This is a genomic window from Paenibacillus sp. FSL L8-0644 (assembly GCF_038008165.1).
In the GTDB taxonomy this organism is placed as follows: Bacteria; Bacillota; Bacilli; order Paenibacillales; family Paenibacillaceae; genus Paenibacillus; species Paenibacillus polymyxa_D.
Genome location: NZ_JBBOYN010000001.1, coordinates 2,221,568 through 2,239,881, shown reverse-complemented (window position 1 = coordinate 2,239,881; position 18,314 = coordinate 2,221,568). Strand labels below are relative to the sequence as shown.

The 18,314-nt window shown below is 46.3% G+C and carries 23 protein-coding genes; all 23 read right to left on the bottom strand.

Annotated elements, in window-relative coordinates; translation table 11 throughout:
• Window positions 1-270 carry a flagellar biosynthesis protein FliQ gene (gene fliQ, locus NSS94_RS10300; protein WP_007430038.1) on the bottom strand — a complete coding sequence of 90 codons (270 nt, stop codon included), beginning with the start codon at window positions 268-270 and terminating at the stop codon, window positions 1-3.
• 37 nt (window positions 271-307) lie between these two features.
• A complete protein-coding gene (gene fliP / locus NSS94_RS10295) occupies window positions 308-1,063 on the bottom strand; it encodes a flagellar type III secretion system pore protein FliP (protein ID WP_013309901.1) in 756 nt (251 codons plus the stop codon).
• Window positions 1,060-1,593 carry a flagellar biosynthetic protein FliO gene (locus NSS94_RS10290; RefSeq protein ID WP_029517000.1) on the bottom strand — a complete coding sequence of 178 codons (534 nt, stop codon included), beginning with the start codon at window positions 1,591-1,593 and terminating at the stop codon, window positions 1,060-1,062. The genes fliP and NSS94_RS10290 overlap by 4 nt, the downstream gene beginning before the upstream one ends.
• A gap of 12 nt (window positions 1,594-1,605) precedes the next feature.
• On the bottom strand, window positions 1,606-1,971 hold the full coding sequence (locus tag NSS94_RS10285) for a response regulator (RefSeq protein ID WP_010346372.1): 366 nt from the start codon (window positions 1,969-1,971) through the stop codon (window positions 1,606-1,608).
• A gap of 29 nt (window positions 1,972-2,000) precedes the next feature.
• On the bottom strand, window positions 2,001-3,311 hold the full coding sequence (fliY, locus tag NSS94_RS10280) for a flagellar motor switch phosphatase FliY (RefSeq protein WP_029516999.1): 1,311 nt from the start codon (window positions 3,309-3,311) through the stop codon (window positions 2,001-2,003).
• Window positions 3,301-4,299, bottom strand: coding sequence for a flagellar motor switch protein FliM (fliM, locus tag NSS94_RS10275; protein WP_029516998.1), 999 nt, complete (start codon window positions 4,297-4,299; stop codon window positions 3,301-3,303). Before fliM ends, fliY begins: the two co-directional genes overlap by 11 nt.
• Before the next feature lie 43 nt (window positions 4,300-4,342).
• Window positions 4,343-4,816 carry a flagellar basal body-associated FliL family protein gene (locus tag NSS94_RS10270; RefSeq protein WP_023988194.1) on the bottom strand — a complete coding sequence of 158 codons (474 nt, stop codon included), beginning with the start codon at window positions 4,814-4,816 and terminating at the stop codon, window positions 4,343-4,345.
• The gene (locus tag NSS94_RS10265) at window positions 4,813-5,037 is read right to left on the bottom strand and encodes a flagellar FlbD family protein (RefSeq protein WP_014281086.1); all 225 of its coding nucleotides are present in this window, start codon (window positions 5,035-5,037) and stop codon (window positions 4,813-4,815) included. The genes NSS94_RS10270 and NSS94_RS10265 overlap by 4 nt, the downstream gene beginning before the upstream one ends.
• 60 nt (window positions 5,038-5,097) lie before the next feature.
• Complete coding sequence (flgF, locus tag NSS94_RS10260) at window positions 5,098-5,907, bottom strand: flagellar basal-body rod protein FlgF (RefSeq protein WP_039274702.1); 810 nt, start codon at window positions 5,905-5,907, stop codon at window positions 5,098-5,100.
• Window positions 5,908-6,010: 103 nt separating this feature from the next.
• On the bottom strand, window positions 6,011-6,391 hold the full coding sequence (locus NSS94_RS10255) for a TIGR02530 family flagellar biosynthesis protein (protein WP_039274704.1): 381 nt from the start codon (window positions 6,389-6,391) through the stop codon (window positions 6,011-6,013).
• On the bottom strand, window positions 6,388-6,921 hold the full coding sequence (locus NSS94_RS10250; RefSeq protein ID WP_318626667.1) for a flagellar hook capping FlgD N-terminal domain-containing protein: 534 nt from the start codon (window positions 6,919-6,921) through the stop codon (window positions 6,388-6,390). The genes NSS94_RS10255 and NSS94_RS10250 overlap by 4 nt, the downstream gene beginning before the upstream one ends.
• Before the next feature lie 19 nt (window positions 6,922-6,940).
• The gene (locus NSS94_RS10245; RefSeq protein ID WP_341039249.1) at window positions 6,941-8,398 is read right to left on the bottom strand and encodes a flagellar hook-length control protein FliK; all 1,458 of its coding nucleotides are present in this window, start codon (window positions 8,396-8,398) and stop codon (window positions 6,941-6,943) included.
• 26 nt (window positions 8,399-8,424) lie between these two features.
• Complete coding sequence (locus NSS94_RS10240; RefSeq protein ID WP_341039248.1) at window positions 8,425-9,408, bottom strand: magnesium transporter MgtE N-terminal domain-containing protein; 984 nt, start codon at window positions 9,406-9,408, stop codon at window positions 8,425-8,427.
• 47 nt (window positions 9,409-9,455) lie between these two features.
• Window positions 9,456-9,899, bottom strand: a complete 444-nt coding sequence (fliJ, locus tag NSS94_RS10235; protein ID WP_029516992.1) for a flagellar export protein FliJ — start codon at window positions 9,897-9,899, stop codon at window positions 9,456-9,458.
• A 10-nt stretch (window positions 9,900-9,909) separates the two neighbouring features.
• Entirely contained in the window at window positions 9,910-11,229 is a 1,320-nt protein-coding gene (fliI, locus tag NSS94_RS10230; RefSeq protein ID WP_029516991.1) for a flagellar protein export ATPase FliI, read from the bottom strand.
• Complete coding sequence (locus tag NSS94_RS10225) at window positions 11,216-12,052, bottom strand: FliH/SctL family protein (RefSeq protein WP_029516990.1); 837 nt, start codon at window positions 12,050-12,052, stop codon at window positions 11,216-11,218. The genes fliI and NSS94_RS10225 overlap by 14 nt, the downstream gene beginning before the upstream one ends.
• Window positions 12,045-13,061, bottom strand: coding sequence for a flagellar motor switch protein FliG (gene fliG, locus NSS94_RS10220; protein WP_013309887.1), 1,017 nt, complete (start codon window positions 13,059-13,061; stop codon window positions 12,045-12,047). The genes NSS94_RS10225 and fliG overlap by 8 nt, the downstream gene beginning before the upstream one ends.
• A gap of 11 nt (window positions 13,062-13,072) precedes the next feature.
• Entirely contained in the window at window positions 13,073-14,656 is a 1,584-nt protein-coding gene (gene fliF, locus NSS94_RS10215) for a flagellar basal-body MS-ring/collar protein FliF (RefSeq protein WP_013309886.1), read from the bottom strand.
• 35 nt (window positions 14,657-14,691) lie between these two features.
• Window positions 14,692-15,006 carry a flagellar hook-basal body complex protein FliE gene (gene fliE / locus NSS94_RS10210; protein WP_029516989.1) on the bottom strand — a complete coding sequence of 105 codons (315 nt, stop codon included), beginning with the start codon at window positions 15,004-15,006 and terminating at the stop codon, window positions 14,692-14,694.
• Window positions 15,007-15,045: 39 nt separating this feature from the next.
• Entirely contained in the window at window positions 15,046-15,498 is a 453-nt protein-coding gene (gene flgC, locus NSS94_RS10205; RefSeq protein WP_029516988.1) for a flagellar basal body rod protein FlgC, read from the bottom strand.
• Between the two features lie 6 nt (window positions 15,499-15,504).
• A complete protein-coding gene (gene flgB, locus NSS94_RS10200) occupies window positions 15,505-15,912 on the bottom strand; it encodes a flagellar basal body rod protein FlgB (protein ID WP_013309883.1) in 408 nt (135 codons plus the stop codon).
• Between the two features lie 409 nt (window positions 15,913-16,321).
• The gene (gene hslU / locus NSS94_RS10195; protein ID WP_029516987.1) at window positions 16,322-17,722 is read right to left on the bottom strand and encodes an ATP-dependent protease ATPase subunit HslU; all 1,401 of its coding nucleotides are present in this window, start codon (window positions 17,720-17,722) and stop codon (window positions 16,322-16,324) included.
• Between the two features lie 36 nt (window positions 17,723-17,758).
• Complete coding sequence (gene hslV, locus NSS94_RS10190; protein ID WP_013309881.1) at window positions 17,759-18,301, bottom strand: ATP-dependent protease subunit HslV; 543 nt, start codon at window positions 18,299-18,301, stop codon at window positions 17,759-17,761.
• Window positions 18,302-18,314: the final 13 nt, after the last annotated feature.

Below are 18,314 nucleotides of genomic sequence, written 5' to 3'. Positions count from 1 at the left end.
CTAACCTATATATTTGTACAAATTGTCCAGAATGTTATACGTAAAGTCCACTAATGTGGTCAATATCCAAGGCCCGAACAAAAGCAATGCCAGCAATACGGCGACAATCTTCGGAACAAAGGCCAGTGTCTGCTCCTGAATTTGGGTTGTCGCCTGAAAAATGCTGATAATCAAACCCACGACTAGCCCCAAAATCAGCATCGGAGCGCTCACCTTGAGTACAATGTACACCGCTTGCCCAGCCAGGGAAATAATAAACTCCGAAGTCATTGCCGTCCTCCTTGATTGCTGTCCTTGCATGAAGTACTCATGTGTTAAAACTTAGAAGCAACGATTTGACTACCAAATACCAACCATCTACAAGTACAAAGAGCAGTATTTTAAAAGGAAGTGAAATCATTACCGGTGGTAGCATCATCATCCCCATAGCCATGAGTGTACTCGACACTACAATGTCTATAACTAAAAATGGTATGAAAATCATAAAGCCCATCTGAAAGGCCGTTTTCAACTCACTGATTGCATAAGCCGGAACCATCACCGTTAGTGGAATATCCTGATAATTCTTTGGTTTTTCCATCTTGGTGTATTTCATAAAGAGCAGTAGATCCTTCTCACGTGTATGAGAGAACATAAAGGTCTTGATCGGTACCGATGCCTTGTCCAGCGCCTGAGACTGTGTTATATCCCCCTTGAGATACGGCTGAAGCGCAGTTTCATTCATAGCTGAGAACGTCGGTGCCATAATGAATAAAGTGAGAAACAAAGCCAGTCCAACAAGCACCTGATTAGGCGGCATCTGCTGGGTTCCCAGCGAAGTTCGCACAAAGCCAAGCACAATCACAATTCGCGTAAAACTTGTCATAAGTACAAGCAACGCGGGCGCTACACTAATGACAGTAATAAGTAAAATAATAGACAGCGAGGTGGCACCGGGCTGTCCTTTGTCCGAATTGCCGACTTGAATATCAATGTTCGGAATCGGTTCCGCAGAGGCCGCCGTCACCGAAATGAAGCTGAATAAGACAAGCAGCAAACATGCAAGTATAATCTTTTTTCTCATGAATCTCCCGACCGATCTGTAGTATTCTCCTCATTGCGCAGCTTTTCAAGTTTATCCTTGCGATTCGGCATTTGCCGAAGCTTGGATTCAAACATCTCGTGAAAAGATGTCTCCTCTTCAGGCTGCTGCTGTGCCGCGTTGTTCCGGCGAAGCTTATCCGCAATTTTAGCGAATAGCGGGGCAATCGGGCCGCGCTGCAGAGAAGCTTCCTGCTCCAGTGCGGCCAAAATTTGCTCCACTTCTTCAGGATCGGATACTTTGTCAACAAGCTGGATATCTTCTCCCACACCAATGAGGTACACACTGCTACCTACTTCAACAAGCTGAAGGGATTTATTGGGACCCAGTCCCACGCCTCCCAGTATGCGAACGGAGCGGTTGCTGAACCAGCTCTGATTTCTTTTACTCAAAAACCGTATCAAGTACACGATCAGTACGATGATAAAGATTAGCACGAAAAGGACCCAGGCAATGTTGCCTATATTGCTGGATGTACTCAATGCGTCAGAGGCACCCTGTTGTGTATCCATACTGGGTGCGCCTTAGACACCCAGTGTTTTGTTGATGGCTTCGATAACCCGATCCGATTGGAAAGGCTTAACGATAAAATCTTTTGCGCCAGCTTGAATGGCATCAATAACCATTGCTTGCTGACCCATCGCGGAACACATGATAACCTTTGCATTCGCGTCAATTTGTTTGATTTCCTTCAGAGCGGCAATGCCGTCCATTTCAGGCATCGTGATATCCATCGTAATCAGGTCCGGACGAAGCTCCTTGAATTTTTCAATGGCCTGTGATCCATCTTGGGCCTCTCCTACTACCTCAAATCCATTTTTGGACAGGATGTCCCGAATCATCATTCTCATAAATGCAGCATCGTCCACGATCAAAATACGGTTTGCCATCTGAAATAAATCCTCCCTAAATTATGCTTTTATTGTAATTTTTGAATACGGTCCCATTGACTTACAATATCTGTTACGCGCACACCAAAGTTCTCGTCGATTACGACAACCTCGCCCTTGGCAATCAGTTTGTTGTTTACCAAAATGTCCACCGGCTCCCCAGCAAGCTTGTCTAGTTCAATAATTGAACCTTGTGAGAGCTCCAGAATATCTTTAATTTGCTTTTGGGTCCTTCCTAATTCTACGGTGACTCTAAGGGGAATGTCCATCAATAAATTTAAATTGTTTTCATCCACTTGCGCAAATGCACCGGACTGCAAGTTAGAAAATTGTACAGGTTGTACATTTACATTACGTCCCGGTACTGCGCCGTAGTGATGAGGCGTTCCGTAAGGAGCTTGCGGCGGTACACCAGCTGGCATTCCATAACCCGGTGTTCCATAGCCTGGAGCGCCCTGCTGCCCATATCCCGGGTCTTGAGGATACATTGGCGGTTGTTGTCCATAGCCTGCGTCTTGCGGCGCCTGCGCGGCTGCAGGTGGCTGTTGATAGGCTGGTGCAGGCGGTTGCTGCGGAACGCTAGCTTGTTGCGGCACTTCGGGAGCAGCTGTTGCAGCTACCTGCTGTGCAGACGCTTGCGGTTGTTCTTCATCCTCTCCGCCATTCATTAGGATGCTCACCATTTTTTTGGCGAAATTAACAGGTAACAGTTGCATCAGCGTAGAGTCAATAAGATCCCCGATCAATAACCGGAAGGAGACTGTGATGAGCGTCTCTTCATCCGGCAGACTGGATACTCCATCACCGTGCATAGGATCCAAAATATCAATCCCCGGTGGAGAGATATTAACAAAACGATTAAACATAGTAGACATTGAGGTCGCCGACGATCCCATCATCTGGTTCATCGCTTCCTGCACAGCACTAATGTGGATTTCATTCAATTCTTCATCTGCTGGGTTTCCTTCACCACCAAGCATTAAGTCCGCTATCACTTGTGCATCACGCTTTTTGATTACGAGTGAGTTAATACCCTCGAATCCATCGACATAATTTACATGTACAGCTACGTGTGGCTTTGGAAATGCAGTTTCAAATTCAGAACGGGTAATAATTGAAACTTTAGGTGTCGTAATATCCACCTTTTGACCGAGCAGTGTGGAAAGAGCCGTAGCTGCGCTGCCGAACGTTATATTACCGATTTCCCCGAGAGCATCCTGCTCCAGAGGAGTCAGAAAATCGTCAACGGTCTTGCCTGCGGGAGTAGAATCCGTCCCCGCTTCAGACTGTTTCAGCAAGGCATCGATTTCCTCCTGGGACAAATAGTCTTTACTCGTCAATTTCTTCAACTCCTTCGTTGACAATTTCATCAATTTGTACGGCAACACGATCTCTTACCATGCCGGGACTTCCCATAAACTTCAATTTCTCGCCTACCCGGATGGATAGTCCTTCTTTGACAGGTTTGTTCAATGAAATGACATCCCCGACCGAAAGACCCAGAAACTCGGCTACATTTATCCGGGATTCACCCAACTCCGCAATAATAGGGAGCTCTGCTTTGGTGACCCGTAATCTCAAGGCGTCAATCTCTTCGGGCGCCCTTGATTTCTTTTCGGATGTAAACCACTGGTGCGTGGACAGTCTAGCCATAATAGGTTCCAATACCACATGCGGGATACAGAGGTTAATCATCCCTGTGGTATCACCAATTTTGGTACTAAGCGAAATCAGAGCAATCGTTTCATTCGGCGAGACAATCTGCATGAACTGCGGATTTGTTTCCATCGCCTCTAGGCGCGGTTCAATGTCCAGTACCGTTTTCCAAGCCTCTTGCAGGCTATCAAAGGTACGACTGAAAATTCGCTCCATAATCGTCGTCTCGATTTCGGTCAACGCAGTAACCTTTGACGGTGCCGAACCTGTTCCTCCGAGAAGCCTGTCCAACATGGCATAAGCAACGTTCGGGTGAACCTCAAGCACCATACGGCCTTCCAGCGGTTCAGCTTCAAAAATGTTTAGAATGGTCATTTTCGGAATGGAGCGAATGAATTCATCATAAGGAAGTTGCTCCACCTGAACGACATTAATTTGGACAAAAGTACGAAGCTGCGCTGAAAAATATGTGGTCAGATACCGTGCAAAGTTCTCGTGTATCCGCGTCAGACTCCGTATATGATCCTTGGAAAACCTAAGCGCTCTTTTGAAATCATAAGCGCGAACTTTCTTTTGGGTATCTTCCTTTTTAAGTTCTTCCGCATCCATTTCACCGGACGAAAGAGCTGCTAAAAGGGCATCAATTTCCCCTTGTGACAGTACATCCACCAATGTTATTCACCCCCTTACGTGTTCCTGACAAGTTCACCTGGAATCAAATGGCTGCCAGCAAAAAGTCTGTAATTTTGGCGTTCCCCAGGTGACCTTCAGGGAGCGACTTGTTGATGAGATCCGTCAGCTTGTCACTGAACTGGTCCCGGCCTTTAGCCGTTCTGAGCTCATCAGGTTTGGTGTCTGCAAGTAATTGAATAACGATGGGCTTAATACTGATGTCTTTGATTTTTTCAAAAGATTCTTTTGCTTTGGCATCGTTCAATTGAAAAGATAGGTTCATCTGAACAATGTAATCTGCGTCTGCCAGATTTGTTTTGATACCGGTAATTTCAGAGCTCACTTCCACCAATTCATCTGCTGACAATCTTGGAAGTTGTTCTGCCTGAGCAGCTTGCGCATTCGGTATGACTTCCGACTTCTTCCCGCTAAGCGCTGGTATAAGTACAAAGGCCGCGCCTGCAATCAAAGTAATCGCGAGTAAAATTGTAATGAGCCATGGCAGCATCTTCTTCATTCGTCTTCCTCCATTTGTTGCACTTTTATCGTGGCGGCATGTATGCCGATTTCACGGCTGTAACCCTTGATCAAGGAGACGACATCTGCCGCTTTTTCCAATACAATCAACCGTTTCCCCGTCACCAAAGTGACGTATGTATCCGGTGTTTCCTCCACAGTCTCAATGAGCAGCGCATTAAGCCACATAGGCGAGCCGTTCAGCCGCGTTAACGGGATCATCGTAATACCAACCTCCTGATAGGTGCGGAGGAGCCTCTACTCCTCCGCGTTTAAATGAGATTATCGTTTCAAGTTTACAACTTCCTGAAGCACTTCATCCGAGGTCGTAATGATACGCGAGTTCGCTTGGAATCCGCGCTGAGCTACGATCATTTCGGTAAATTCGCCTGTCAGATCAACGTTGGACATTTCCAGCTGACCCGCGATGATAGCTCCACGCCCCTCTGAGTTGGCTGCTCCAGGCTCAAGTTCATCAATGTTGGAGTTGACCGTTGTACGATACAGGCTGCCTCCAATTTTCTCCAAACCTTCCGGGTTAGTAACTCTGGCTATACCAATTTGCGTGCCATTATTCACTGTACCATCATCTAATTGCTGTACAATCGTACCATCCTGTGAGATAGAGACTGCCGTAACATTGTCTTCAAGTGTGATTGGATCTCCACCGGCATCTCCTACAAAAAATCCATCGGCAGTAACCAGATTTCGGTTTGCGTCTATGTGGAAATCACCCGCACGAGTCAGATAAGGAACTTCCTGTGCATCATTCATTTTGATCAGGAAAAATCCGTCACCGTTAATACGCAAATCCGTTGGATTGTTCGTAGTCATTGCACTACCTGGAAGATGCAGTGTATCAATCGAGCTGACCGACACCCCTAGACCAACCTGTTTGGCATTTTGACCTGCAGTTGTCGTAGCGTCTGGTGCGCTTGCACCTGAACTCGTTTGGCTCAAGATATCCTTGAACATCACTCGGCTGGACTTGAAGCCTGTAGTATTTACGTTTGCAATGTTGTTACCGATAACGTCCAGCTTTGTTTGAAAGCCCTTCATGCCCGATACACCTGAATACATTGATCTCAACATTGAGTATAAATCCTCCTCTGATTGGTTGCTTAGTTGACCGCATCAGTCGATCCGCGGCTTTTTCATGGCTTTCCTATTCGGGCCAGCCACTCCATATACATTTTTATGAAATAATTACAGCACTATCTATCTGCGTAAATACGTTATCCTCCATGGACTTCTTATCCATCGCGGTAACAACTGTTCGATTAGGTACACTTACAATCAAAGCCATATCCTGCATTAAAATCAATGATTCTTTGGCGCCTTTGGCAGCTGCTTTATCCACAGCAGAGTTGATTTTCGCCATTTGGTCACTTCTCAACTCTATTCCCCGCTGCTCCAGACGCTTGGCTGCATGGTTGCTCAGCTTGAGCACCTGTTCCTGCAACACCTGACCGAACGGTCTGGCATCCTTGGATACCGAATTTACTCGGTTTTGTGAGATTGCTGCCGGGGGCACGTTGGCGGGAAAAAGGCGTCCGACCGTCATTCTATCATTCATGAGTTCTCACCGCTTCCAGTAGAGGAAGAAGATGAAGTATCCGATGTATTTGTAGCGGGAGTCGTTGTATTAGCCTGACTCACTGATGTTACATCTTTTAATGCCACCTCAGCCGCTCCCATTTTGGCATACTGCACACCGTCGCGAATAACGATGGAATCCACGATTCCACTTTTTACGGTACCCGCACCTGTTTCACCTGTGATGGAGTCTTTTTTACCTGCCTCAATCCAGCTGACTTCTTTTCCTATCAAACCGGAAGCCGTACCTAAAGACTGTCCCAATGCATTCAACTGCGTAGAAATGTTCATCAGTTGTTCCACTGAGGAAAACTGGGCCATTTGAGCGATAAATTCTTTATCCTCCAAAGGCTGCATCGGATCCTGATTTTGTAGCTGGGTGATCAAAATTTTCAGAAATTGATCTTTACCCATGGTCTTAGTATCCTTAGCACTCGCCGTTTTGACATTGTTCACATTGTAATTCGGCCAGACGTTGCTGGTGGATACATTGTTGTCTGTCGTCGTCATTGTGTTCTCACCTCCATCATTACGCTTGTGCTGTAAAGGAGCCTGTCCGATTTATATCATCTGCACGTTGTTCTGCTGTCCAGTTACGGAGTTCCTCTGCCATTTCAGCTACCTTCATAGCATCTTCGCTCTCTTCTCTACCACGAGCTTTGGAACGTTGATTGGATTGCTGCTGCTGATTAGCTCCAGATCCGCGTCCATCCTGATACATATGGGAGGAAAGCGACTCATTGTGCGTTACTTCTACCTTATCCACCTGGATACCTTGGCTCTGGAGACTCGAACGCAGCTGCGACATTTGCTGTTCCAGCAAATCCTTCGCTCCGCTATGCTCAGTCATGAACTGGGCAACCAGATGACCATTTTGCATTGTCAGCTTAACCTCCAGCTGGCCCAGATGATCTGGACGAAGCATGATAGTCGCTTCTGTCAAGCCAGTGTGTTTTACAATATCAAGTTTCTGCACTACAAAGTCCGTCATCTCCTTGGCAAATTGCCGCACATGTACGACTGGTTGAGCCGGAGCCGAAGGTGTTGTTCCTTGCGTTTGTACCGAAAGCTGTCCCGCAGTCGTGATCACTGGAGTCTGATTGTCAGTTGCTGTCGAATCCGCTTGCTCAGTTGCATCTACGAATGCACTCGCTTCATCCGTTGCAGTCGTCTTAACTGCAGACTGAACGAGAATATTAGTTGATGAACGTTGCCCTTCTGAACCTTGTTGATTAGTTTTGCCTTGACTAGCTTGCTGCTGAGAAGCAACAACCTGTTTGTCTGTAGTGGCTGTAGCTACGGTCTGAGTACCATTTGTTCGATTTGCAGAAGGCTGAACTGCTTGTGAATCCCCACCATCAGCAAGTTCCACAGCTTTCATTACACCATTCCACTGCTCATCGGAAATTGCTCCCGTACCTGCCGTTGCGCTTTGGAGCGATTGTAGCAACTGTGTCACCTGGGACTTTTGGTCTCCAGAAGCCTGCTCTGCTACATTGGCAAGTTGTGACAAAGCGTCCTGCAATGCAAATCGAAGAGTAGCCGGGTTGGCTGCCAAGGCTGTTAAGCCTGTCGCCTCTGTCGTTTCTCCACCGTTTAACTGTTGATTTGTTCCGTCGCCTTGCAAAAACTGTTGTACTTGCTGAATCCAAGCTTGCAGAGTTGCAAGCAGAGCAGGATCGGCAGCTACTTGATCATCCAACTTTTCGAGATTCTGCAGCAAAGGAGCCAGTGTTTCGACCAGCGACTCCGTTGGAGCTTCCGTGGATTCTCCAGTCGCAATAAGCGGGAGTACCATAACTAATGGAGAACCGTTCGCATCTGTGCCTGCTGAGCCCGTTTGCCCGCCTGTCATCATTTGCGTAAGTGTTTGATTAAAAGCACCCGTGGTTGCTCCAGCAGCTGTGGCTGTAGTCGTTGTTGAGGCCGTTGTACTGCTAGCTGTCTGACTGGAGCCGAGCGATACACTTTGAGAAATAAGGGTCATTTATTTTTCACCTCCCTTCATTTAAATTACTTACTGCCCATCAGTTTGTTTAAAATTTTTGCGGTCTGAGCCGCATCCTTGGCAGACATATTTTGTAGTAAAGAACCACGTGTCGAATCATCTACTGTATTTAATATGTTTAATGCCTTGTCTGGACTGATTTTGTAAGTTTGCAAAATAAGTTCGGCACCGCTCTTCTTGTCCATGGAAGCAAATGTGCTACTGATTTGAGTGCTTTGCAAACTCTTACTCGTCGTGCCAGCTGTGGTACCTTGATCCTTTTTCAGACGAGACTGCAACGCAGCAACTGACAAATCCGTAGATGGCGTTACGTTTTTCAGAGCCATAGTAATATCGGCTGCTTTTTTAGCGTCCATCTTTTGCAAAATCTTCGCACTGTTGGCAGGGTCCATGTAGCTTAGCAGCTGCACAGTCTCTTCCGTAGTCAGATTCTCCATAATCGGTGCCGCTTTACTAGCTGTCATTCCTTCATACATACTAGCAAGATCTCTGGCCTGTTTTACATAAGGATCTTCATTTGTTGTTCCACCTGTAGTTTGCGTACCAGCCTGTCCCTGCTGACTGGCCTGTGGCTGCTGTTCCTGTTGCGTTTGGAGCGTATTGACCTGATTCTGCAGTTCAGTAACCTTTTTATCTTGTGTCGTCTTAGCAGCGGTAGCCTTTTTAAGCTCCTCCGTCTGCTTGGCTAGATCTGCCTTTAACTGCTGAATGGTTGCTTCAGAACTTTCGGACTGAGCCTTTTGATCTGCCTCTTTCGTCTGTGTAGCCTTATCTTTCGGTTCAGGTACCCAATTTTTAACAACTGGTATTTTGTTCCCTAATGAAATCATTTCGCTTCTGAAGTCCATATTGAACAATGTAAGCAGGACCCCGACCAGAACGATTGTGAACACAATCGGAATCAGGAAAAACATAAACCGTTCAAATCCCCCGCCTGATTCTTTTCCTAAATCAATGTCCAGTTCATTTTCTGCTAACTTCTGTGCCATCGTCTTCCTCCTCAGGCAGCTGATATGCGTATCCTATGACTTTCCGCTTACCGGGCTTTCATGGCAAATCGCACGGAAGCCATTTCATCCAGCTCGTTCTGCTCGCGCAGGAGCACTTCCTGTTGGAATTTCACGTTGGCCTTCTCTCTCGCTTTCAGCCAAACCTGTTCATCCAGCATTTTATCGGTCAAAACGGTTTGTTTGCTTTGCACATTTTGCTGCGCATATTGAACATCCCTATGCTTGCGTGTAATACATTGGTCCAGATGATTAACATAAGCCTGTAATTCCTGAATGGTAGAGAGTGGTGCGCAATCCTCGGCAGCCTTTTGAATGGCTGATATGACTCGATTCCTTTCGCCTACAAGCTGTGTTAATGTCTGCTCCTCAGCCTGCAATTGTCCAACAGCACTGGAAAGCAACCATTCGGCCTGTGACTTTTCGTTGGTTTTCAAGTCTACAACTTTCTGAAAGGAATACTGAAATCTCATCGTTCAACCTTCATCTCCTCGTAAATTCAGAAATCAAACGCTCTCTTACCTCGTCCAGCTCAGCCTTTTCATCTGTTCTTTGTCTTGTAAAATCCCATATATCCCGTATACGCTCCATGGATTCGTCAATTTCTGCATTTGAACCCTGCTGATAGGCCCCAATATTAATCAGGTCCTCCGAATCTTTGTAAATGGCCATCAAGCGCTTAATGTTCTCGGCAGCGTCTATCTGATCTCGTGGTGCGATATCCTTCATAACCCGGCTAATACTCGCTAACACATCGATTGCCGGAAAATGTCCTTTGTTCGCAATTCCACGATTCAAGACAATATGTCCATCCAAAATCCCGCGCACCGCATCCGCGATGGGCTCGTTCATATCATCACCATCGACCAGTACCGTATAGAAAGCGGTTATGGAGCCAGTAGGGCCTGTCCCTGCACGTTCTAGAAGCTTAGGTAGACTAGCAAACACGGAAGGTGTGTACCCTCTCATTGCCGGTGGCTCCCCTACGGCTAGACCGACTTCACGTTGGGCCATCGCATACCGGGTAACTGAATCCATCATCAGCATGACATTCAACCCGCGGTCCCGAAAATATTCCGCGATCGTCGTTGCTATAAGTGCACCCTTAATACGGATTAACGCAGGTTGGTCGGAAGTTGCCACAATGACCACGGAACGTTCTAGTCCCTCCGGACCTAAATCCCGTTCAATAAAGTCCAGCACCTCGCGTCCACGTTCCCCGATCAAGGCGATTACATTCACATCAGCTTCCGTATTACGGGCAATCATTCCCATCAAGGTACTTTTACCTACACCCGAACCTGCAAAAATACCAACCCGTTGTCCTTTACCGATAGTAAGCAACCCGTCAATAGCGCGCACCCCGATACTGATTGGTTCCTGCACACGCGGACGATTCAGCGGATTGGACGGAATATTGAAGGTTGAATATCTCGCCATTCGCGAGGGAATCAATGAGCCATCCAGAGGCTGACCCAAGCCGTCCAGCACCTTGCCTAACAGTTCCGACCCGACCTGCACATTCAACGGTTTCCCTGTTCCTACTACATCACAACCGGGACCAATGGATTGCAGTTCTCCAAGTGGCATTAGAAGCACTTTATTGTCCCTGAAGCCTACAACCTCCGCTTGCAACGGCTTTGCCGTTTTACCCGGATAAATGTAACAAACATCCCCGATACTGGCATCCGGACCTTCCGATTCAACCATCAGGCCGATAACCTGCGTAACCTTGCCATTTACCCGAACCGGGTCCAGCTGGCGCAAATGATCCATGTAGCGCTGCGTATTAAGCCCCTTCATGTCTTCGCTCCTCATTCTCATGTGCCAGACGCAGTAGTTCCTTTTTGATCTCAGCTAATTGCGTATCAATCCGCGCATCCACGCTCCCAAAAGAAGAACGGATAACACAACCGCGATCTTTCACGGTACCATCAGGAATAATTTGCAGTTCTGCCTGCGAATCGACAGTTAATGACAATTCTTCCCGTGCACCTTGCACAAATGCGAAATGCTGAGGCGACACACACAATGTAATGGTTCCTTTTTCCCGCTTACGAGCCAAATTTTTACGAATTAATTCAATTGTGTAGTCCGGCTCAAGGCTAAGCTGTTTCTCAATGACCTTCTCAGCAATAGCACTACTCAGTTCAACCAGAAAAGGCTCAGCTTCCTGAATTAGTTGTTCCTTTATCTCATAGGCCTGACGTAGAATATCCTGTGCTTCTTCCATCATCTGCTCTGATTTCGTCTGAAGCTCGGCCTCAGCCAGCTTCTGACCTTCTTCATATCCTTGCTGAAACCCATCAGCCTTTAACGACTGAGTGAGCTGATCGTCATGCTCGCGTCGCTCCTGCCACCAGGCTTCAATCTGCTGCTGCGCCTCCTGAAGCATCCGTTCCGCTTCTTCAGCTGCCTCGCGAACCTGACGTTCGGCAAAATCCTTAGCATCTTTCAGCATTTCATCCCGTAGCCGTTCAGCCTCATGATCTCGCTGAGGCTCCGGCTCCGTATATTCAGTTGTGATTTCTTCGTCCGTCGTTTCTGGCGCATACGTATGTGCCACATCAATTGTTTTCAAAGCCTCTACAGGAACATATTGGAAAGATTTGATCAAGTTAGACAATGATGTCATCTCCTCCGCCGCGTGCGATTATAATCTCACCGGCCTCTTCCAATCTGCGGATCGTCGATACGATACGTGTCTGTGCTTCTTCCACATCACGCAACCGCACCGGTCCCATGTACTCCATTTCCTCTTTGAAGGTTTCTGCCATACGTTTCGACATATTTCGGAAAATCACATCACGTACTTCTTCACTGGATACTTTAAGCGCCAATTGCAAATCTGCATTGTCGATATCGCGGACAATGCGCTGAATGGAACGGTTGTCCACATTGACGATATCCTCGAACACGAACATTCTTTTCTTAATTTCCTCAGCCAGTTCTGGATCTTGAATTTCAAGCGAGTCGAGAATCGTACGTTCGGTTCCGCGGTCTACGCCATTCAAAATCTGAACAATGGACTCGATACCACCTGCATTCGTATAATCCTGCGTCGCGGTTGCAGACAGCTTTTGCTCCAACACTCGTTCCACCTGGGAAATAACTTCCGGAGATGTACTGTCCATGACAGCGACACGCCGGGCCACATCTGCCTGCTTTTCCTGTGGCAGAGACGACAGAATTGCAGCCGCCTGCTCGAATTGCAAGTACGAAAGCACGAGAGCAATCGTTTGCGGATTCTCATTCTGTATAAAATTCAATATCTGGTTTGGATCAGCTTTGCGGGCAAAATCGAAGGGTCTTACCTGTAACGTCGCTGTTAGACGGTTAATGACCTCAACTGCTTTTTGCGATCCGAGTGCTTTTTCCAATATTTCTTTAGCGTAATTAATACCGCCTTGGGAAATGTACTCCTGAGCCAAACAAATTTGATGAAACTCGGCCATGATGGAGTCCTTCTCAATGGCATCGACCTTCCGCACATTGGCAATTTCCAATGTAAGTTGCTCGATCTCCTCATCACGCAAATGCTTGAATATTTGAGCAGATACCTCTGGTCCCATTGTGATCAGAAGTATAGCTGCTTTCTGTCTTCCCGTTAAACCTTGACTGCTTGCCTTTGCCAATGAACTCACCTCTATTCGTCAGCCAGCCATGTACGAAGCAGATTGACGAATTCGTCGGGTTTCTTTTTCGCCAGACTTTCAAGCTGTTTACGCACTTGACTTTCATTTGTCACACTTTCCATGGTAATAGACGGGAACTCCGTCGGCGTTGGCATAAGTTGCAATTCTTCATCCAACTCTTCTTCCTGCTTACGACGACCGCGTACGATGAGGAAGATTACACCCGCCAGCAGTGCCAGAACAGCAGCTCCGATGCCCCATAGCCAAGGGTTGGAAGCTGAGAAGAATGTATTTGTGCTCGCAGGCGCCGGAACTGCTTGTGAGAACACCGAAACCTTCTTAGCCAAATCAGCGTCTGTAATTGTAGTACCAGAATTCGCCAACGACGCTCTTACGATATTAACCAAAATATTTTGAATTGCTGTCTGAGTTGCAGTATCCAACGTTTGCTGACCTGTTGGTGGTTCAACTGCTACATTAATGGTTAAATCTTTTACAGTATACGGACTTTGGATAATATCCCTTGCAATTCGGTTAACTTCGTAGTTAATCGTACTTGAGCTCTTATCTGAGCTGGTATTGCCGGAATTAGCTCCTCCGGGGTAGCCCGGAACATCCTGTGTTCCTGTTCCTGCAACTCCTCCGGTTTGTCCACTACTACCTGTATAGCTTTCCTGAATTTGTTGGGCGCTAATTTCAATACCCTTCATTTTCGTTTGGTCAACAGGTGTGACCATTTGTTCCTTTGATGTTACTTTGTCGAAATTTAGCTGGGACATCACAAGTACATTTACCTTGTCGTCTCCAACAATTTTCGACAAAAATTGTTGAACATTATTCCTTACATCGCTCTCAAACTTCTTCTGTAGAGCCATGTTTTCTTGAACACCACTAGTGAGCCCACCTTGGCCGCCCTTGGCCGTTGGAATCAACTCATATTCCTTATTAGTGATCGTAATGTTTTCCACTGGAAGATTCGGTACTGCCGTTTTTACCAGATTAAAGTATCCATCGATCGCCTGCTGATTTGGAGTAAAGCCAGGCTCGAATTCCATTTGAATCGAAGCGGAGGCTTTGTCCTTTTCCTCAAGTCCGGCAAAAATGTTTTCCTTTGGCATATTAATGACAGCTTTGGAGCTTTGGACACCATCCATCCGTTCCAACAGTTGCTGTATTTCGCCGTTCAATGCATTATTGTACTTCACATTGAACTCGTTCTCCGTCATGCCAATGGCAGAGGAGGACTGGTCAAAAGCGCTCATGCCGATTGAACCCTTCTGAATCAGGCCTTGAGACCCAACATCTACCTTCGCCTTATCCGCATTAGCGGTTGGGACTGAGATTTGTGTCCCACCAGCATTAAGTTGATACGGTATACCCGCAGAATCGAGATATTTAATGACTCCGGCAGCATCGTTAGCATTTAAATCTCGGAAAGCCACTTCATACTCGGTTTTGGTAAACTGCATCGTTAGCACTACAACAGCGATAATGATGAATGCTAATGTCGAAACAAGTAATATCTTCTGTTTTTTGCTAAAATTATTCCAATACCCGGAAATCTTATCCCGATATTGGGCGATTCTCTCGTTCACTCCGTCACCCCATCCGAAACTTTGCTAAACCCTCTTTACATCTGTGTACGCATGATCTCCTGATAGGCTTCGATCGCTTTGTTTCGGACCTGTGTAGTAAGCTGCAGGGAAAGCAGCGCTTGTTGGGAAGTGATCATGACCTGATCTACATCAACTTTGCCTGCCATGAATTGGTCGGACATCTGGTGCGTAGCGGCTTCCTGCTGCCCTACTTCATTGAGAGCATCCTTTAGGAAGGAACCAAAGTCCTTCAAGGATTCGGAAGGCGTCGCTTTCGCCAACTCATTGTTAGGCGATTGAATCTGCTGTATTACCGGTGTCTGTACATTAAACATGGCGTTCTGAATCATGTTTTACTCTCCCTATTAAGTAATTAGTAGTCCTAGAGCTTAGCGACCGATTTCAAGCGCTTTGGAAACCATAGCCTTTGATGCATTCAGAGCTGTTACATTGGCTTCGTATGAGCGTGTTGCGGAAATCATGTCGACCATTTCTTTCATAATGTCTACATTAGGCATATATACATAGCCATCTTTATCAGCATCCGGGTGACCCGGATTGTACACAGGCTTCAAAGGTGACTGATCTTCCTGAATTTGCGAAACCTTAACGCCAGCAGCGCTAGTTCTACTTCCTTCCATTTGAGCCTTCAAAACATCGGCAAAGCCAGATTGGTTCGGCTCCAAAACAACCGTTTTTCTCCGATATGGAACTGCTTGTCCATTCTCTACTTTCGCCCGAGTTGTCTCTGCGTTGGCAATGTTGCTAGATATAACGTCCATCCGCAACCGTTGGGCAGTAAGAGCAGACGCACTAATATCAAAGCCGTTGTTAATCTTCACCTATTCCTATCTCCCTTCTACCGCTGTTCTCATCATCTTGATGCGCTCATTAATTTCTTGGATGTAGGTATTATATCTTAGTTGATTTTCAGCCATAAGACTCATTTCTCTGTCGATATCTACGTTGTTCATATTGTTATTCATGACTGAGTACCCATCTTTGGTGACCGTGGCATCTGGAATGGAGTTCACAGGTCCTATTTGAAAATGTCTTGAATTGGTTACTTTTCCACGTAGTGGTGTGACATCCCCGTCCATTTGCTGCTGAAGCAGTTCTTCAAATGAAACCTCCGAACGCTTAAAATACGGGGTATCCGCATTGGAAATATTGTCAGCCATCACACGTTGTCTCGTATTTGCCGCCTGTACACCTGCCTGAAGCTTTTGAAAGCTCATATCACCCAGCAGATTCATTTAGCTCCTCCCTCCCAGCGTCTACTCCAAAGTAAGATTCAATAAAACAAGATTTTTCACTTTTTTTCGACAATAAAATTTCATAATTATACATTTCTTTTAGGTCTTAAGTAGAAAATAATAACTTTCTGTCATATATTCTAAGTTTCGTAGAGTTGGGACCTAATTACAATAAGAAAAAAGCCCTATCTTTTTAAAAAAAGAGGGCTTTAGATGCATAAATTGTTAAATTTTTCAGGTTTTTTTCAAGAAAATGAATGTTTTCTTAGCACTTTACACCTGTAAAAGATTATACGTCCTACTTTTGGAATAGACAGAAAAATCATCAACTTGACCATTATCTAGGTCTAAATGACGGTGCAAGATAGTGTTATTCTGGACCACACACCCTATTTTTAGAAAACCCTATTCATAAAATATACTGACTAAGGTCCCTGTTTTGGGCAATATCTCCCAGCTTCTCACGTACATATTCCGGGGTAATGATCATACGATCCAATGTAAGCTCTGGTGCTTCAAACGACAGATCCTCCAGCAGCTTTTCTAGAATGGTATGCAAACGACGTGCGCCAATATTTTCGGTGTTGCGATTTACAGACTCAGCAATACTGGCAATCTCACGAATCGCTTCCGCAGAAAATTCGACTTCAATCTCCTCGGTACGGAGTAGATCAGTGTATTGCTTGGTCAGCGCATTTTTAGGCTCCGTCAGTATCGACACAAACTCATCCAAAGTCAGGCTACTTAATTCCACACGGATTGGAAAACGGCCCTGAAGCTCAGGGATCAGGTCAGATGGTTTTGCAACATGAAAAGCTCCTGCAGCAATAAATAGAATGTAATCTGTTCTTACCGGACCGTATTTGGTCATGATGGTAGATCCCTCGACAATAGGTAAAATATCGCGCTGGACGCCTTCTCTCGACACATCGGGGCCACTCCCCTTACCCTGGCTGGCAATCTTATCTATTTCATCGATAAAAATAATACCCGATTGCTCAGCACGCTTCACAGACTCCTGAATCACATCGTCCATATCGATCAATTTGGCGGCTTCATCTTGAATCAACACCTTGCGAGCTTCCTTGACTGGCAGCTTGCGCTTCTTCGTCCGCTTGGGCAGAAAACTTCCGAACATCTCCTGCATATTCATACCCATTTGTTCATTCCCTTGCCCAGCAAACATATCGAGCATATTGGGTGCAGTATCCTCCACATCAATCTCTATGACATCATCCTCAAGCTTACCGGACAACAGATCGAATTTAACCTTACGGCGCTTTTCTGCCAAAGATCCATCCTGTTGTGGTGGTTCTTCTTCTACCGAAGTTCCCGTGTTATTGCCAAACAGCATTTCAAAGGGATTACGTTGCGATTTGTTTGACTTTTCTGCAGGTACAAGGATGCTGACAATCCGTTCATTTGCCATGTCCTCCGCTTTGTCCTTCACATTCTCTGTTCGTTCCGACTTGACGATGCGAATGGAGGTTTCCATCAGATCACGCACCATGGATTCCACATCACGACCGACGTAACCTACTTCTGTAAATTTGGTCGCCTCTACCTTGACAAAAGGAGCCCCCACGAGCCGTGCAAGTCTACGTGCAATTTCAGTTTTACCCACACCAGTCGGTCCGATCATCAAAATATTTTTAGGCACAATTTCATCCCGTATGTCATCCGGCAGCTTGCTACGCCGATAGCGGTTGCGCAAGGCAACAGCAACAGATTTTTTTGCTTCCTTTTGTCCGACAATATACTTATCCAGCTCGGATACCACTTGTCTGGGCGTCAACGATTGATTATTCATTTTGCACTCCTCCACCCTTGAATACTCAGAGCCGATTTACAGTTCTTCCACGATAATCTGATTGTTCGTATACACACATATTTCCGAAGCAACCTCTAGCGCTTCCCGTGCCATGTCCTTTGCTTCCATGCCAGAGCCATGGCGTTTGAAAGCGCGGGCAGCAGCCAATGCAAAATTGCCACCTGAGCCAATGGCAAGCACATCATCATCCGGCTCGATAATTTCGCCGCCTCCAGAAATGAGCAGCATCCCGGAAGAGTCCATCACAATCATAAGCGCTTCCAGTTTACGCAGGATACGATCCTGACGCCAGTCCTTGGCCAGTTCCACGGCTGCTCTTTGAAGATTTCCGTGGTGTTCCTCTAGCTTATTTTCAAACTTTTCAAATAACGTGATAGCATCGGCCACCGAACCCGCAAATCCTGCAACGACCTGACCACGATACAATCTGCGTACTTTTTTTGCCGTCTGCTTCATTACAACACTGTTACCGAACGTTACCTGTCCATCACCCGCAATAGCTCCTTTGCCATTGTGGCGTACAGCGCAGATGGTGGTAGCATGAAAGGACATATCCATAACGCGCTCCTCC

What these genes read in the sequence shown, in the direction of transcription:
- NSS94_RS10250 (WP_318626667.1), bottom strand. Translation starts at nt 6,921, where the DNA reads ATGACGACGACAGACAACAATGTATCCACCAGCAACGTCTGGCCGAAT.
- NSS94_RS10265 (WP_014281086.1), bottom strand. Translation starts at nt 5,037, where the DNA reads ATGATCCCGTTAACGCGGCTGAACGGCTCGCCTATGTGGCTTAATGCG.
- NSS94_RS10290 (WP_029517000.1), bottom strand. Translation starts at nt 1,593, where the DNA reads ATGGATACACAACAGGGTGCCTCTGACGCATTGAGTACATCCAGCAAT.
- fliQ (WP_007430038.1), bottom strand. Translation starts at nt 270, where the DNA reads ATGACTTCGGAGTTTATTATTTCCCTGGCTGGGCAAGCGGTGTACATT.
- hslU (WP_029516987.1), bottom strand. Translation starts at nt 17,722, where the DNA reads ATGAATAATCAATCGTTGACGCCCAGACAAGTGGTATCCGAGCTGGAT.
- fliE (WP_029516989.1), bottom strand. Translation starts at nt 15,006, where the DNA reads ATGATTCAGAACGCCATGTTTAATGTACAGACACCGGTAATACAGCAG.
- NSS94_RS10270 (WP_023988194.1), bottom strand. Translation starts at nt 4,816, where the DNA reads ATGAAGAAGATGCTGCCATGGCTCATTACAATTTTACTCGCGATTACT.
- NSS94_RS10285 (WP_010346372.1), bottom strand. Translation starts at nt 1,971, where the DNA reads ATGGCAAACCGTATTTTGATCGTGGACGATGCTGCATTTATGAGAATG.
- NSS94_RS10255 (WP_039274704.1), bottom strand. Translation starts at nt 6,391, where the DNA reads ATGAATGATAGAATGACGGTCGGACGCCTTTTTCCCGCCAACGTGCCC.
- flgF (WP_039274702.1), bottom strand. Translation starts at nt 5,907, where the DNA reads ATGTTGAGATCAATGTATTCAGGTGTATCGGGCATGAAGGGCTTTCAA.
- fliI (WP_029516991.1), bottom strand. Translation starts at nt 11,229, where the DNA reads ATGAAGGGGCTTAATACGCAGCGCTACATGGATCATTTGCGCCAGCTG.
- flgB (WP_013309883.1), bottom strand. Translation starts at nt 15,912, where the DNA reads ATGAATCTGCTGGGTGATATGAGCTTTCAAAAGCTTCAGGCAGGTGTA.
- NSS94_RS10245 (WP_341039249.1), bottom strand. Translation starts at nt 8,398, where the DNA reads ATGACCCTTATTTCTCAAAGTGTATCGCTCGGCTCCAGTCAGACAGCT.
- fliP (WP_013309901.1), bottom strand. Translation starts at nt 1,063, where the DNA reads ATGAGAAAAAAGATTATACTTGCATGTTTGCTGCTTGTCTTATTCAGC.
- hslV (WP_013309881.1), bottom strand. Translation starts at nt 18,301, where the DNA reads ATGGATATGTCCTTTCATGCTACCACCATCTGCGCTGTACGCCACAAT.
- NSS94_RS10240 (WP_341039248.1), bottom strand. Translation starts at nt 9,408, where the DNA reads ATGGCACAGAAGTTAGCAGAAAATGAACTGGACATTGATTTAGGAAAA.
- fliJ (WP_029516992.1), bottom strand. Translation starts at nt 9,899, where the DNA reads ATGAGATTTCAGTATTCCTTTCAGAAAGTTGTAGACTTGAAAACCAAC.